General features: G+C 58.7%; 15 protein-coding genes. 7 read left to right on the top strand and 8 right to left on the bottom strand.

Features of this window, described 5'->3' with window-relative positions:
* Window positions 1–61: 61 nt before the first annotated feature.
* From recX to mltB, 7 genes are all read right to left on the bottom strand, one after another.
* Window positions 62–562, bottom strand: a complete 501-nt coding sequence (gene recX, locus P346_RS09070) for a recombination regulator RecX (protein WP_032660377.1) — start codon at window positions 560–562, stop codon at window positions 62–64.
* A 68-nt stretch (window positions 563–630) separates the two neighbouring features.
* A complete protein-coding gene (recA, locus tag P346_RS09075; RefSeq protein ID WP_023308943.1) occupies window positions 631–1,689 on the bottom strand; it encodes a recombinase RecA in 1,059 nt (352 codons plus the stop codon).
* An 89-nt stretch (window positions 1,690–1,778) separates the two neighbouring features.
* The gene (pncC, locus tag P346_RS09080; RefSeq protein WP_023308944.1) at window positions 1,779–2,276 is read right to left on the bottom strand and encodes a nicotinamide-nucleotide amidase; all 498 of its coding nucleotides are present in this window, start codon (window positions 2,274–2,276) and stop codon (window positions 1,779–1,781) included.
* 129 nt (window positions 2,277–2,405) lie between these two features.
* The gene (locus P346_RS09085; RefSeq protein ID WP_032660375.1) at window positions 2,406–3,284 is read right to left on the bottom strand and encodes a metal ABC transporter substrate-binding protein; all 879 of its coding nucleotides are present in this window, start codon (window positions 3,282–3,284) and stop codon (window positions 2,406–2,408) included.
* Window positions 3,285–3,298: 14 nt separating this feature from the next.
* Window positions 3,299–4,159, bottom strand: coding sequence for a metal ABC transporter permease (locus P346_RS09090; RefSeq protein ID WP_032660373.1), 861 nt, complete (start codon window positions 4,157–4,159; stop codon window positions 3,299–3,301).
* Window positions 4,156–4,809 carry a metal ABC transporter ATP-binding protein gene (locus tag P346_RS09095; protein WP_032660370.1) on the bottom strand — a complete coding sequence of 218 codons (654 nt, stop codon included), beginning with the start codon at window positions 4,807–4,809 and terminating at the stop codon, window positions 4,156–4,158. Before P346_RS09095 ends, P346_RS09090 begins: the two co-directional genes overlap by 4 nt.
* Before the next feature lie 269 nt (window positions 4,810–5,078).
* Window positions 5,079–6,179 carry a lytic murein transglycosylase B gene (gene mltB / locus P346_RS09100; RefSeq protein WP_173651697.1) on the bottom strand — a complete coding sequence of 367 codons (1,101 nt, stop codon included), beginning with the start codon at window positions 6,177–6,179 and terminating at the stop codon, window positions 5,079–5,081.
* A gap of 252 nt (window positions 6,180–6,431) precedes the next feature.
* Between mltB and srlA the strand changes: the two genes are divergently transcribed.
* The 7 genes from srlA (at window position 6,432) to gutQ (ending at window position 11,381) form a co-directional block, all read left to right on the top strand.
* Window positions 6,432–6,995 (top strand): PTS glucitol/sorbitol transporter subunit IIC, encoded by a 564-nt coding sequence (gene srlA, locus P346_RS09105; protein ID WP_023333189.1) that lies wholly within the window; start codon window positions 6,432–6,434, stop codon window positions 6,993–6,995.
* Entirely contained in the window at window positions 6,992–7,951 is a 960-nt protein-coding gene (gene srlE, locus P346_RS09110) for a PTS glucitol/sorbitol transporter subunit IIB (RefSeq protein ID WP_023308950.1), read from the top strand. The genes srlA and srlE overlap by 4 nt, the downstream gene beginning before the upstream one ends.
* A gap of 12 nt (window positions 7,952–7,963) precedes the next feature.
* Entirely contained in the window at window positions 7,964–8,326 is a 363-nt protein-coding gene (srlB, locus tag P346_RS09115; RefSeq protein WP_032660367.1) for a PTS glucitol/sorbitol transporter subunit IIA, read from the top strand.
* Between the two features lie 14 nt (window positions 8,327–8,340).
* The gene (gene srlD, locus P346_RS09120) at window positions 8,341–9,120 is read left to right on the top strand and encodes a sorbitol-6-phosphate dehydrogenase (protein WP_023294411.1); all 780 of its coding nucleotides are present in this window, start codon (window positions 8,341–8,343) and stop codon (window positions 9,118–9,120) included.
* A gap of 106 nt (window positions 9,121–9,226) precedes the next feature.
* Window positions 9,227–9,586: a transcriptional regulator GutM gene (gene gutM / locus P346_RS09125; protein ID WP_032660364.1), complete on the top strand. Its 360-nt coding sequence runs from the start codon at window positions 9,227–9,229 to the stop codon at window positions 9,584–9,586.
* Window positions 9,587–9,649: 63 nt separating this feature from the next.
* Entirely contained in the window at window positions 9,650–10,423 is a 774-nt protein-coding gene (srlR, locus tag P346_RS09130) for a glucitol operon DNA-binding transcriptional repressor SrlR (RefSeq protein WP_032660362.1), read from the top strand.
* The gene (gene gutQ, locus P346_RS09135) at window positions 10,416–11,381 is read left to right on the top strand and encodes an arabinose-5-phosphate isomerase GutQ (RefSeq protein ID WP_032660360.1); all 966 of its coding nucleotides are present in this window, start codon (window positions 10,416–10,418) and stop codon (window positions 11,379–11,381) included. The genes srlR and gutQ overlap by 8 nt, the downstream gene beginning before the upstream one ends.
* Here the strand turns inward: gutQ and norR are convergent.
* Entirely contained in the window at window positions 11,378–12,892 is a 1,515-nt protein-coding gene (norR, locus tag P346_RS09140) for a nitric oxide reductase transcriptional regulator NorR (RefSeq protein WP_032660358.1), read from the bottom strand. The two genes, gutQ and norR, sit on opposite strands and share 4 nt — an antisense overlap.
* Window positions 12,893–12,964: the final 72 nt, after the last annotated feature.

Here is a 12,964-nt window from a genome sequence, read left to right as displayed (position 1 = left end):
TACTGGAAAAAGTGGGAATAAGATAAGTTTTCTTTAGTGGGAAGTAAAATCCCGCATGCGTTCAATCGGCAAAATTACGCCAGATATCCTGAATATCTTCCATCAGAAAGCCGCGGTAGAGCAAAAAGCGCTGGATTTTGACTTTTTCTGAAAATTCACGCGGCAGCGGTTCGCCGTATTTACGTATCGCCTGTTCTCTGGCCAGCTCGCACCAGTCAATATCGCATTCGCGCATCGCTTTTTCGATGGATTCCCGGGCCACACCTTTCTGGTTCAGCTCCTGCCGGATGCGCGCGGGCCCATATCCTTTACGGCCGCGGCTGGCGAGAAACCGTGAGGCAAAGCGCTCGTCATCGAGATAACGATGCTCATAGCACCAGGCAATCACGCGGTCATAATCTTCCGCCGTGGCATCAATTTCTTCCGGCCCGTTTTTACTCATCACCGGAGCCGACAGTTTTCGCCGCAGCTCCTGTTCACTGTGGTCACGAACGGCCAGAATGCGCACCGCGCGGTCCAGTAAGCGTGCATACGCCGGTCGACGTGTTGTCGGTTCACTCATAAAAAACCTGCTGACTCAGAAATGCAAAAAGGGCCGCATCAGCAGCCCTTCATTTTTAAACGAAAGAATTAAAAGTCTTCGTTAGTTTCTTCAGCATCCGCGGCATCCACCACGAAATCAGGTTTGGAGTCCTGGTTGTTCAGCAGAAGCTCACGTACCTTCTTCTCAATCTCTTTCGCCGCAGCCGGGTTCTCTTTCAGCCAGGAAATCGCATTCGCTTTACCCTGACCAATCTTGTCACCGTTGTAGCTGTACCAGGCGCCCGCTTTTTCAATCAGCTTCTCTTTCACGCCCAGGTCAACCAGCTCGCCGAGGAAGTTGATCCCTTCGCCGTAGAGGATCTGGAATTCAGCCTGTTTGAACGGCGCGGCGATTTTGTTCTTCACAACCTTCACGCGGGTTTCGCTACCGACCACGTTCTCGCCCTCTTTCACCGCGCCGATACGGCGGATATCCAGACGGACAGAGGCGTAGAATTTCAGTGCGTTACCACCGGTAGTGGTTTCCGGGTTACCGAACATCACACCAATTTTCATACGGATCTGGTTGATGAAGATCAGCAGCGTGTTGGACTGCTTCAGGTTACCCGCCAGCTTACGCATCGCCTGGCTCATCATACGTGCCGCGAGGCCCATGTGAGAGTCACCGATTTCACCTTCGATTTCGGCTTTTGGCGTCAGTGCGGCAACGGAGTCGACCACGATAACGTCAACGGCACCAGAACGCGCCAGCGCGTCACAAATTTCCAGCGCCTGCTCACCGGTGTCCGGCTGAGAACACAGCAGGTTGTCGATATCCACGCCCAGCTTGCGGGCATAAACAGGGTCCAGCGCGTGCTCGGCATCGATAAACGCACAGGTTTTACCTTCGCGCTGTGCCGCGGCAATCACCTGCAGCGTCAGGGTGGTTTTACCGGAGGATTCTGGCCCGTAGATTTCTACGATACGGCCCATAGGCAGACCGCCAGCGCCCAGCGCGATATCCAGAGAAAGCGAACCGGTGGAGATGGTTTCCACATCCATGGAACGGTCTTCACCCAGGCGCATGATGGAGCCTTTACCGAATTGCTTTTCGATCTGGCCCAGTGCTGCCGCCAACGCTTTCTGTTTGTTTTCGTCGATAGCCATTATTACTCCTGTCATGCCGGGAGAAGCGACTGTGCTTCACCGTGGATTTCTGTTCTGTTGGTGCAATTATACTGTATGGTCATACAGTATCAAGTGTTTTGTAGAAATTGTTGCCAGAGCGTTTTTAACGCATAAACGGTTGCCTGACGACGCACGCTTTCGCGATCGCCGCTGAAGCACTCCCGGCGGGTGATCCCTTCCCCTTTGGAGGTGGCGAACCCAAACCAGACGGTGCCGACAGGCTTCACGTCGCTGCCGCCGTCCGGCCCCGCAATGCCGCTAATGGAAATCGCGTAATCTGCGCGCGCCTCTTTGAGCGCGCCAATGGCCATCTCGATCACCACCGGTTCGCTGACCGCGCCATGCTGTTCAAGCGTGGATTCACGCACGCCAATCATCTGTGCTTTAGCTTCGTTACTGTAGGTCACAAAACCGCGTTCAAACCAGGCGGAACTGCCGGCAATATCGGTAATCGCTTTCGCCACCCAGCCGCCGGTGCAGGATTCCGCAGTGGTGATTGTCGCGCCACGCTGCTTCAGCGCAAGGCCAACGATCTCGCTAAGCTGCATCAATTCATGGTCAGTCATTCTCGCTCCAGGCATCAGAAAAACGTGCTGCACAAGATAGCACTTTCTCATCAGATGTGGGGATGCACTTCAGGTTTTACGAGGGGGCTTCAGAAAAAAGCCGGTACGGACGCACCGGCGGTGGAAAGATTATTTCATGCTCTCAGCGAGGGTGTTCACATTATGGCGAAACGCCTTAACGTAGGTGTCAGCCACCCCACCTTTTGCCGACAGCGCTTCGGGGTAAAGCTCACCCCCGGGCTGTGCGCCCGTCGCCGACGCAATCTGCTTAACCAGACGCGGATCGAGCTGATTTTCCATGAACCAGGTTTTCACGCCGTCGGCTTTAATCTGATTGATAATCCCGGCGACCTGTGCCGCGCTGGCTTCGCTCTCAGACGACAGCCCCTGCGGCGCCATAAACGTCACGCCGTAGGCGCGGCTGAAATAGCCGAACGCGTCATGGCTGGTCAGCACTTTACGCTTCGCCGGCGGGATCTGGCTAAAGCGCGTTTTGGCCCAGTTATCCAGCTGGCTAAGCTGCGCGATATACGTTTTGCCAGAGGCTTCCAGCGCGGCTTTGTCATCCGGATCGGCTTTCACCAGCCCGTTCAGAATATTTTGTGCATAGAGCGCACCGTTCGCCGCGCTGTTCCACGCGTGCGGATCGGTGACGGTTTTGCCGTCCTCTTCCAGGGTGTGGGTTTTCACCCCGGCTGAAGCCACCACCAGCTGCCCCTTGAATCCGGAGGCTTTTACCAGACGGTCAAGCCAGCCTTCCAGCCCCAGGCCGTTTACCACCACCACATCAGCCTTACTCAGGGCCGCGCTGTCTTTCGGCGACGGTTCAAAGGTATGCGGATCGCCATCCGGACCGACCAGCGTCGTCACGTTCACATGGTCACCGCCTACCTCCCGCGTGATATCCCCCAGTATCGAAAAGCTGGTGACCACATTCAGCGTTTTCGCCATCACGCCGTGCGACATCATCCCCAGCGCGAGCGCCACTACAAATCCTGTACGTTTCATCGTTTCCCCTTGCGTTAAAAAAGCGCGCGCAGGCTGCCAGCGAGCCTGCTTCGCGTACCCAGTAAAATGGAAATAAAGAACAGCGCGCTGGCGGTGAGCACGATGGATGGCCCGGCCGGTAGGCTCATCGCCCAGGAGAGACTCAGCCCCAGCCATGCGCAGAAGATACCGCTGATACCCGCCATCAGGAGTAAGGCTGGTAACGTGCGCACCCAGCAGCGTGCCGCCACGGCCGGAAGCATCATCAGCCCGACGGCCATCAGCGTGCCGAGCACCTGAAAACCGGCCACCAGGTTAAGCACCAGCAGCGCCAGAAACAGTCCGTGCAGCAGGCCAGGCAGCCAGCGAGCGTTCACCTGGAGCCAGGCGGTATCAAACGCTTCTGTAACCAGCCCGCGATAAAACAGCGCCAGCGTAATAAGGGTGAACATACAAACGCCCGTGACAAACAGCGCGGCGTCGTTGTCCACGGCAAGGATGGAGCCAAACAGCAGATGCAGCAGATCGACATTCGACCCGCGCAGCGACACCAGCGTGACCCCCAGCGCCAGCGAGCCAAGATAAAACCCGGCAAAGCTGGCATCTTCTTTCAGCGGCGTGCGTCGACTGACCAGACCGGCCAGCAGCGCCACGGTAATTCCCGCGATAAAACCGCCAATACTCATCGCCAGCAGCGACATCCCGCTGAGCAAATACCCCACGGCGACACCCGGCAAAATGGCGTGAGAAAGGGCGTCGCCCATCAGGCTCATCCGACGCAGCTGAAGAAACACGCCGAGCGCGGTAGTGCTGACGGAAAGCGCCAGGCAAACCACCAGCGCGCGACGCATAAAGCCGTACTCAATAAACGGCTGAAAAAAGAGATGCCAGATCATGCCACCCTCACCCGCTCGGTTTTCCACTGGGGAACGTCAGCATCCAGCCGCAGCGTCTGCGGGAAATGGCGCGACACGCGCTCGCTGTCGTGCAGTACCGCGAGCAGCGTTTGCCCCTGCATATACATCTCCAGCATCAAATCCATCAGCACGCTGCAGGTAGCTTCATCGACCCCGGTAAAGGGTTCATCCAGCATCACCAGCGGCGCCTGCTGCACCAGGACGCGGGCAAAGAGCATGCGCTGAAACTGACCGCCGGAGAGTTCATCGATGGTGGATAACGCCATGGACTCAAGCCCAACGCGCTCAAGCGCGCTGGCAATGCGCAGCCGCGTTTCGCGACGAAACCCGGAAAAAAGCGACATGCCCGGCCAGCAGCCCATGCTTACCACGTCCTGTACGGTCAGCGGAAACTGCGCCTCCAGCGCGTGACGCTGTGCCAGCCAGCCGATTACCGGACGCTTACCCTGCCAGCGGAAGCCGCCGCTGACGGGAGGAAGAAACCCCGCCAGCGTTTTCAGCAGCGTGGATTTCCCGCAGCCGTTAGCGCCGATAATGGCGGTCATGCTTCCGCGCTCAATCGTGCCCGAGAGGGGTCGCGTAACGGGCTGGCGTTCATAACCCGCGACCAGTTCGTTCATCACGATCATGGCAGTGCCACCGCCCAGCGCACGGCCAGCCCGATAAAGACAACCAGCACCAGCGCCAGCAAAAGCCGAACCAGAGCAGACAGAGAAAAAAGGGACGTTGACATGTCGACACCACATTAAATGTTATAACATAACAATAATAAAAGGCGGATAAGATGTAAATGGCGGGTTTGAAAAGGGAGTGTGGCGAAATGTTTCTGCGGGAAATAGGTGCGCGCGGGTGCCCTCACCCCAGCCCTCTCCCACAGGGAGAGGGGGAATAAGATGACTTACTGACTAAACGGCGACGCCGCAGGAACGCGCGCCTGAGACACCGCCAGCCCCAGCTGCCACACCGCCATTGCATAGTGGGTGCTATGGTTATAGCGGGTGATGGTGTAGAAGTTCGGCATGCCGTACCAGTACTGATAGCCCGTCCCGACATCCAGACGCAGCAGGCTTACCTGATCAACATTGCCCAGCGGCTGGGTTGGCGTTAAGCCTGCCGCCGTAAGCTGTGCAACGCTGTATTTGGTTTTGAAGCCGTTTTCCAGGCCAAACGCCTCGCCGTTTGCCTGCACCGCAACTTGCCCACCCGGCGTCCAGCCGTGCGCTTTAAAGTAGTTCGCCACGCTGCCGATGGCATCCACCGGATCCCACAGGTTGATATGACCATCGCCGTTAAAGTCGACCGCGTACTGCTTATAGGAGGACGGCATAAACTGGCCGTAGCCCATTGCGCCGGCAAACGACCCTTTCAGATCGAGCGGATCGTCCTGCTCGCTGCGCGCCATCAGCAGGAAGGTTTCCAGCTCGGAAGAGAAATACTCCGCGCGGCGCGGGTAGTTAAAGGAGAGCGTCGCCAGCGCGTCCAGGATGCGGGTTTTACCCATCACGCGGCCCCAGCGGGTTTCCACGCCAATAATCCCGACGATGATTTCCGGCGGTACGCCGTACACCTGCCACGCGCGGTTGAGCGCATCTTCATACTGATTCCAGAACACCACGCCGTTTTGCACGTTGTCCGGGGTAATAAACTGTTTGCGATAGCGCAGCCACGCGCCGTTCGGCCCGCTCGGCACCTGGGCCGTCGGCGCCTGACGGTCCATCAGGCGCAGCACGTAGTCCAGACGCTTGGCCTGAGACAAAATTTCGTGCAGCTGCTGTCTGTCAAAGCCGTGTTTGCTCACCATTTTATCGATGAACTGCTCGGCCGCCGGGTTATTCGCGAAGTCGCCGCCCATCTGCATCATATTGTGCTGCGGCTCCAGCAGGAATCCTCCGGAAGGCGCGCCCGCAGTTTGCTGAACGGCTTCGGTCTTAGGTTTGCTACTACAGGCAGACAGCAGAATAAGCGCAGGCAACAGCGCTGCATAACGACGCTTGAACATGAGACATCCATTTAACGGGTTCGATAAGAACCCAGTATGGTAAAGCATCCGCAACACCTCAAGGAAGCGGTACGCACCTCCCCCACGCAAATCCGCGCTTTTTTCCACCGAAAATCATTCACCCCATCAATAAACTTTCAAAATAATCCATTTTTCTTTCACTGTGAGATCCAATTAACACTTTAAAACCTTTCAAAGTGATTATTATTAGCCCAGTCAGACAAAAACAAAAAAGCCCCACAGGAGAGAAGAATGATAGAAACCATCACCCACGGCGCCGAGTGGTTCATCGGGCTGTTTCAGAAAGGCGGAGAAGTGTTCACCGGCATGGTGACCGGGATCCTGCCCCTGCTGATCAGCCTGCTGGTGATCATGAACGCGCTGATCAACTTTATCGGCCAGCAGCGCATTGAACGCTTCGCCCAGCGCTGTGCCGGGAATCCGCTGTCCCGCTACCTGGTACTGCCGTTCATCGGTACCTTCGTGTTCTGTAACCCGATGACCTTAAGCCTCGGTCGCTTCATGCCGGAAAAGTACAAGCCGAGCTATTACGCCGCCGCCTCCTACAGCTGCCATTCGATGAACGGCCTGTTCCCGCACATTAACCCCGGCGAGCTGTTTGTTTATCTCGGGATCGCCAGCGGCCTCACCACCCTTGGCCTGCCGCTCGGCCCGCTGGCGGTGAGCTATCTGCTGGTCGGCCTGGTCACCAACTTCTTCCGCGGCTGGGTGACCGACCTCACCACCGCTATTTTTGAGAAAAAAATGGGCATCCAGCTTGAACAGAAAGTCCATCTTTCAGGAGCCACAGCATGAACCGGATCCGCATTGAGAAAGGCACGGGCGGCTGGGGCGGCCCGCTGGAGTTCGACGCCACCGAAGGCAAAAAGATCGTCTACATCACCGCAGGGACGCGCCCGGCGATCGTCGACCGGCTGCGCGAGCTGACCGGCTGGGAAGCGGTCGACGGCTTCAAGGAAGGCGAGCCGCCGGAAGCGGAAATAGGCGTGGCGGTAATCGACTGCGGCGGCACGCTGCGCTGCGGTATCTATCCGAAGCGCCGCATCCCAACGGTGAATATTCACTCCACCGGAAAATCCGGCCCGCTGGCGCAGTACATCCTTGAGGACATTTATGTCTCAGGCGTAAAGGAGGACAACATCACGCTGGTGAATGGCACTGCCGCGCCGCAAAAAGCGGCCCCGCGCGAGTACGACACCAGCAAGAAAATCACCGAGCAGAGCGACGGCCTGCTGGCGAAGGTCGGGATGGGCATGGGTTCCGCCGTGGCGGTGCTGTTCCAGTCCGGGCGAGACACCATCGACACGGTGCTGAAAACCATCCTGCCGTTTATGGCGTTCGTCTCGGCGCTGATCGGCATCATCATGGCGTCCGGTCTGGGCGACTGGATTGCCCACGGCCTCGCCCCGCTCGCGAGCCACCCGCTCGGGCTGGTTACGCTGGCGCTGATCTGCTCCTTCCCGCTGCTGTCGCCGTTCCTCGGCCCGGGTGCGGTGATTGCCCAGGTCATCGGCGTGCTGATTGGCGTGCAGATTGGTCTGGGGAACATTCCCCCGCACCTCGCCCTGCCCGCCCTGTTTGCCATTAACGCCCAGGCGGCGTGTGACTTCATCCCCGTTGGGCTGTCGCTGGCGGAAGCGCGCCAGGACACCGTGCGCGTGGGCGTGCCGTCAGTGCTGGTGAGCCGCTTCCTGACGGGCGCGCCGACGGTGCTGATTGCCTGGTTTGTCTCCGGCTTTATTTATCAATAAGAGGTTCCTGCGATGACCGTGATTTACCAGACCACCATTACCCGCATCGGCCAGAGCGCGGCCGACGCGCTGAGCGACCAGATGCTGATCACCTTCCGCGAAGGTGCCCCGGCGGATATCGAAGAGTTTTGCTTTATCCACTGCCACGGCGAGCTGAAGGGCGAGCTGAAAGCAGGAAGCCGGCTTGAGCTGGGCGAGGCGCGCTATGCCGTCACCGCCGTCGGCGACGTGGCCGAGCAAAACCTGCGAGAGCTGGGGCACATCACCCTGCGTTTCGACGGCCAGCCGCAGGCCGAGTATCCCGGCACGGTTCACGTGGCGGGCCCGGTTCCGCAGGCTGTCACCCCAGGCTGCACGTTAAAATTTGTTGCGTAATTAAGGAGAAACACATGAGTCAGGTTGCCGTTGTCATTGGTGGAGGACAAACCTTAGGCGAGTTCCTCTGCCGTGGGCTTGCCGCAGAGGGCTACCGCGTGGCGGTAGTGGACATTCAGAGTGAAAAAGCCGCCCGGGTAGCGGACACCATTAACACCGAGTTTGGCGAAGGGATGGCGTACGGGTTTGGTGCCGACGCCACCAGCGAGCAGAGCGTAATGGCGCTGGCCCGCGGCGTGGACGAGATTTTTGGGCGTACCGACCTGCTGGTCTACAGCGCGGGGATTGCGAAAGCGGCCTTTATCAGCGATTTCGAACTGGGGGATTTTGACCGTTCGCTGCAGGTGAATCTGGTGGGCTATTTCCTCTGCGCCCGCGAGTTTTCCCGTCTGATGATCCGCGACGGCATTCAGGGGCGCATCATTCAGATCAACTCTAAATCAGGGAAAGTGGGCAGCAAGCATAACTCCGGCTACAGCGCGGCGAAGTTTGGCGGCGTGGGGCTGACGCAGTCTCTGGCGCTGGATCTGGCAGAGTACGGCATTACCGTGCACTCGCTGATGCTGGGCAACCTGCTGAAATCGCCGATGTTCCAGTCCCTGCTGCCGCAGTATGCCACCAAGCTCGGCATCAAGGCTGAGGAAGTGGAGCAGTACTACATCGATAAAGTGCCGCTGAAGCGCGGGTGCGATTACCAGGACGTGCTGAACATGCTGCTGTTTTACGCCAGCCCGAAAGCCTCGTACTGCACCGGGCAATCGATTAACGTCACCGGTGGGCAGGTCATGTTCTGATCGAACGGTATTGCCCGGTGGCGCTACCGCTTACCGGGCCTACAAAAACCTTCAAACCGTAGGCCGGGTAAGGCGCAGCCGCCACCCGGCAATTAAAGGAGTCGATATGGTAACCGCACTCATCACCGTCGCCGCCCTCGCCTGGCTGTGCCAGATGGCGTTTGGCGGCTGGCAGATCCACCAGTTTAACCGCGCGTTTGATGCCTTGTGCCAGAAAGGTCGCGTCGGGGTCGGGCGTTCCGGCGGACGCTTCAAACCGCGCGTGGTCGTCGCCGTTGCGCTGGACGAGCACGACCAGGTGTGCGATTCCCTGATCATGCGCGGCATGACCGTCTTCGCCCGTCCGGTGAAAATCCAGGCAATCAACGGCATTTCGCTGCAGGAATTACGGCCTGATGTGATCTTTCCCCATGATCCACTCTGTCAGAATGCACTATCATTAGCGCTTAATCTGAAACATGGATAATTTCGTTGTGAAAGCTATAGACTTGCGAAATTATCATTTCGCAACCTAAGGAACGAAGCGCCTATGAAACCTCGTCAGCGGCAGGCGGCCATTCTCGAACATCTGCAAAAGCAGGGAAAATGCTCGGTTGAGGATCTGGCCCACTACTTTGACACCACCGGCACGACAATACGCAAGGACCTGGTATTGCTCGAAAACTCTGGCGCCGTCATTCGAACCTACGGCGGCGTGGTGCTCAATAAAGACGAAGCCGACCCGCCTATCGATCACAAAACGCTGATCAATACCCACCAGAAAGCGCTGATTGCCGAAGCCGCCGTAAAATTTATCCACGACGGCGATTCCATCATTCTGGACGCAGGCAGTACCGTCCTGCAGATGATCCCGCTGCTCAGCCGCTTTAACAACATCACGGTGATGACCAACAGCCTGCACATCGTCAACGCCCTGTCAGAATTCGACAGCGAGCAGACCATCCTGATGCCCGGCGGCACCTTCCGCAAAAAATCGGCGTCGTTTCACGGCCAGCTGGCGGAGAATGCCTTCGAGCACTTCAGCTTTGATAAACTCTTTATGGGCACCGACGGCATCGACCTGAACGCGGGCGTGACGACGTTCAACGAGGTGTTCAGCGTCAGTAAAGCCATGTGCAACGCCGCGCGGGAAGTGATTTTGATGGCAGACTCGTCGAAGTTTGGCCGCAAAAGCCCCAACATTGTCTGTAGCCTTGAAAGCGTTGATAAGCTGATTACCGACGCGGGTATCGACCCGGCGTTCAAGAAAGCGCTGGAAGAGAAAGGAATCGACGTGATCGTAACCGGAGAAAGAGATGAGTGATTTTCTGTTAGAAACGGGCCGCCAGACGCTGATGCTGGAACTGCAGGAAGCCAGCCGCCTGCCGGAACGTCTGGGCGAGGATTTTGTCCGCGCCGCCAACACCATTATCCACTGCGAAGGCAAAGTGATCGTGGCGGGCATCGGTAAATCCGGCCATATTGGCAAAAAGATTGCCGCGACGCTCGCCAGCACCGGCACCCCGGCGTTCTTCGTGCATCCCGCTGAGGCGCTGCACGGCGATCTGGGAATGATTGAAAGCCGCGACGTGATGCTGTTTATCTCCTACTCCGGTTCGGCCAAAGAGCTGGACCTGATTATTCCGCGCCTGCAGGAAAAATCGGTCGCCCTGCTGGCGATGACCGGCAAATCCCGCTCGCCGCTGGCGCTGGCAGCCAAAGCGACGCTGGATATTTCCGTTGAGCGTGAAGCCTGTCCGATGCACCTCGCCCCGACCTCCAGCACCGTTAACACCCTGATGATGGGCGACGCGCTGGCAATGGCGGTGATGCAGGCGCGGGGCTTTAACGAAGAAGATTTTGCCCGTTCGCATCCGGCGGGCGCACTCGGCGCACGCCTTCTCAACAAGGTTCACCACCTGATGCGCACCGACGATGCCATTCCGCAGGTCAAACTCGATACCAGCGTCATGGATGCGATGCTGGAGCTGAGCCGCACCGGTCTGGGGCTGGTAGCAGTCTGCGATGACAACGGGAGCGTCAAGGGCGTGTTCACCGACGGCGACCTGCGCCGCTGGCTGGTGGGCGGCGGCAGGCTGGAAACCAACGTGTCGGACGCCATGACCAAAGGCGGGCTGACGCTCAACGCCGAGAGCCGCGCCATTGAAGCCAAAGAGGTGCTGATGAAGCGCAAAATCACCGCCGCACCGGTGGTTGATGATTCCGGAAGGCTGTGCGGCGCCATCAACCTGCAGGATTTCTATCAGGCCGGCATTATCTAACCCTTCAGTCCGAGACGCTTCGCCAGCCTGTGCAGGTTGGCGACGTCCATCTCCAGCGCCCGCGCGCACGCCGCCCAGCTGCGGTTATTCTGCTCCAGCGCGCGGGTAATCATCTGACGCTGAAACGCCTCCGTGGCTTCACGCAGATTTTCATTCGCTATCTCTGGCGCAGCCTGCGCGATTGCCGGTGCGGTTTCATCCTGCAGCGCAAAATGCCGCGCGTGGATCACCACTTCGTCACCCGAACGCGTCGCCCGTGCCAGCACCACCGCGCGGTGGATCGCATGCTCCAGCTCGCGCACGTTGCCCGGCCAGCCGTAGCTCAGCAGATGCGACCGTGCCCCCGGGCTCAGCACCACGCGGGAAAGCCCCATCCTGAGGCGGCACTGCTCGCAGAAAAAGCCCGCCAGCAGCACCACGTCATCCCCGCGCTCGCGCAGCGGCGGCACGGTAAGCGGGAACACGCTCAGGCGATGAAACAGGTCGGCGCGAAACTGCCCTGCCAGCACCGCTTCACGCAGATCGCGGTTGGTCGCCGCCAGCACGCGAACGTCCACTCTGTGACTGCGGTCATCCCCCACGCGCTGGATGTCGCCGTACTGCAGCACTCGCAGCAGCTTGGCCTGCAGCGACAGGGAGAGCTCGCCGATTTCATCCAGAAACAGCGTGCCGTTATCGGCCATTTCGAACTTGCCGCTGCGGTTGCTGATGGCCCCGGTAAACGCCCCCTTAACGTGACCAAACAGCTCGCTTTCCGCCACGCTTTCCGGCAGCGCGGCGCAGTTGAGGTACACCAGCGGGTTCACCGCGCGCGGCGAGGCTTCGTGAATGGACTTCGCAACCAGCTCCTTGCCGGTGCCGGTTTCCCCGAAGATCAGCACGTTCAAATCTGAGGCGGCGACAATCTCAATCTCTTTTTTGAGCTGCGCCATGCCCGGAGAGAGTCCGATCATCTCCGTGTGCGTTACCTGCTCAAACGCCGCCGGACTGCCGGGAAGAATGTTCTGGCTCTCGAGCTGTTCAATCAGCAGGGCATTGTTCAGCGCCCCGGCGGCCAGGGCGGCAATCAGGCGCAGCTCTTCGTCGCTAAAGGTGTCGAACTGGTCCGGCGACAGGCCGTCGAGGGTCAGCGCGCCGATCAGATTTTGTCCGGCAAATAAAGGCAGGCCGATACAGGCGTGCACCTTCAGGCTCTCCTGTCCGGGAATCAACCCGTCGTACGGGTCGGGCAAGTCGCTGTCCGCCGGGAAACGCACCACGTCACCCGCGCGGGCGATAGTTTCGAGACGCGGATGGCCCTCAAGGGTAAAACGCCGTCCGAGCACGTCCTTCGCCAGCCCGTCGATTGCCAGCGGAATAAACTGCCGCCCCTCGTAGCGCAGCAGCGCCGAGGCGTCGCACGCCAGCACGTGGCGCAGCGTGGAAATCAGCCGCTGAAAGCGGTCCTGATGGCCGATACCGGTCTGCAGCTCAATGGCGATCTTCGCCAGCACGTCTACGGAAAAGCTCATATTGGCCTCGCTGTCATTTTGACAATCCATGTTGTCATATTGACACTGTTTTTGATAGTCAAAATGACTACC

The sequence above is a fragment of the Enterobacter sp. DC1 genome (genome assembly GCF_000568075.1).
In the GTDB taxonomy this organism is placed as follows: domain Bacteria; phylum Pseudomonadota; class Gammaproteobacteria; order Enterobacterales; family Enterobacteriaceae; genus Enterobacter; species Enterobacter asburiae.
Note: the sequence above shows the minus strand (reverse complement) of the source record. Positions and strands in the feature narration are given on the sequence as shown.

Bases quoted from the DNA above. Each gene is read 5' to 3' on its own strand.
- recA (WP_023308943.1), bottom strand. From the start codon at position 1,689: ATGGCTATCGACGAAAACAAACAGAAAGCGTTGGCGGCAGCACTGGGC.
- srlB (WP_032660367.1), top strand. From the start codon at position 7,964: ATGACCGTGATTTACCAGACCACCATTACCCGCATCGGCCAGAGCGCG.
- gutM (WP_032660364.1), top strand. From the start codon at position 9,227: ATGGTAACCGCACTCATCACCGTCGCCGCCCTCGCCTGGCTGTGCCAG.
- P346_RS09095 (WP_032660370.1), bottom strand. From the start codon at position 4,809: ATGATCGTGATGAACGAACTGGTCGCGGGTTATGAACGCCAGCCCGTT.
- P346_RS09085 (WP_032660375.1), bottom strand. From the start codon at position 3,284: ATGAAACGTACAGGATTTGTAGTGGCGCTCGCGCTGGGGATGATGTCG.
- srlE (WP_023308950.1), top strand. From the start codon at position 6,992: ATGAACCGGATCCGCATTGAGAAAGGCACGGGCGGCTGGGGCGGCCCG.
- norR (WP_032660358.1), bottom strand. From the start codon at position 12,892: ATGAGCTTTTCCGTAGACGTGCTGGCGAAGATCGCCATTGAGCTGCAG.
- recX (WP_032660377.1), bottom strand. From the start codon at position 562: ATGAGTGAACCGACAACACGTCGACCGGCGTATGCACGCTTACTGGAC.
- mltB (WP_173651697.1), bottom strand. From the start codon at position 6,179: ATGTTCAAGCGTCGTTATGCAGCGCTGTTGCCTGCGCTTATTCTGCTG.
- srlR (WP_032660362.1), top strand. From the start codon at position 9,650: ATGAAACCTCGTCAGCGGCAGGCGGCCATTCTCGAACATCTGCAAAAG.
- P346_RS09090 (WP_032660373.1), bottom strand. From the start codon at position 4,159: ATGATCTGGCATCTCTTTTTTCAGCCGTTTATTGAGTACGGCTTTATG.
- pncC (WP_023308944.1), bottom strand. From the start codon at position 2,276: ATGACTGACCATGAATTGATGCAGCTTAGCGAGATCGTTGGCCTTGCG.
- srlD (WP_023294411.1), top strand. From the start codon at position 8,341: ATGAGTCAGGTTGCCGTTGTCATTGGTGGAGGACAAACCTTAGGCGAG.
- srlA (WP_023333189.1), top strand. From the start codon at position 6,432: ATGATAGAAACCATCACCCACGGCGCCGAGTGGTTCATCGGGCTGTTT.
- gutQ (WP_032660360.1), top strand. From the start codon at position 10,416: ATGAGTGATTTTCTGTTAGAAACGGGCCGCCAGACGCTGATGCTGGAA.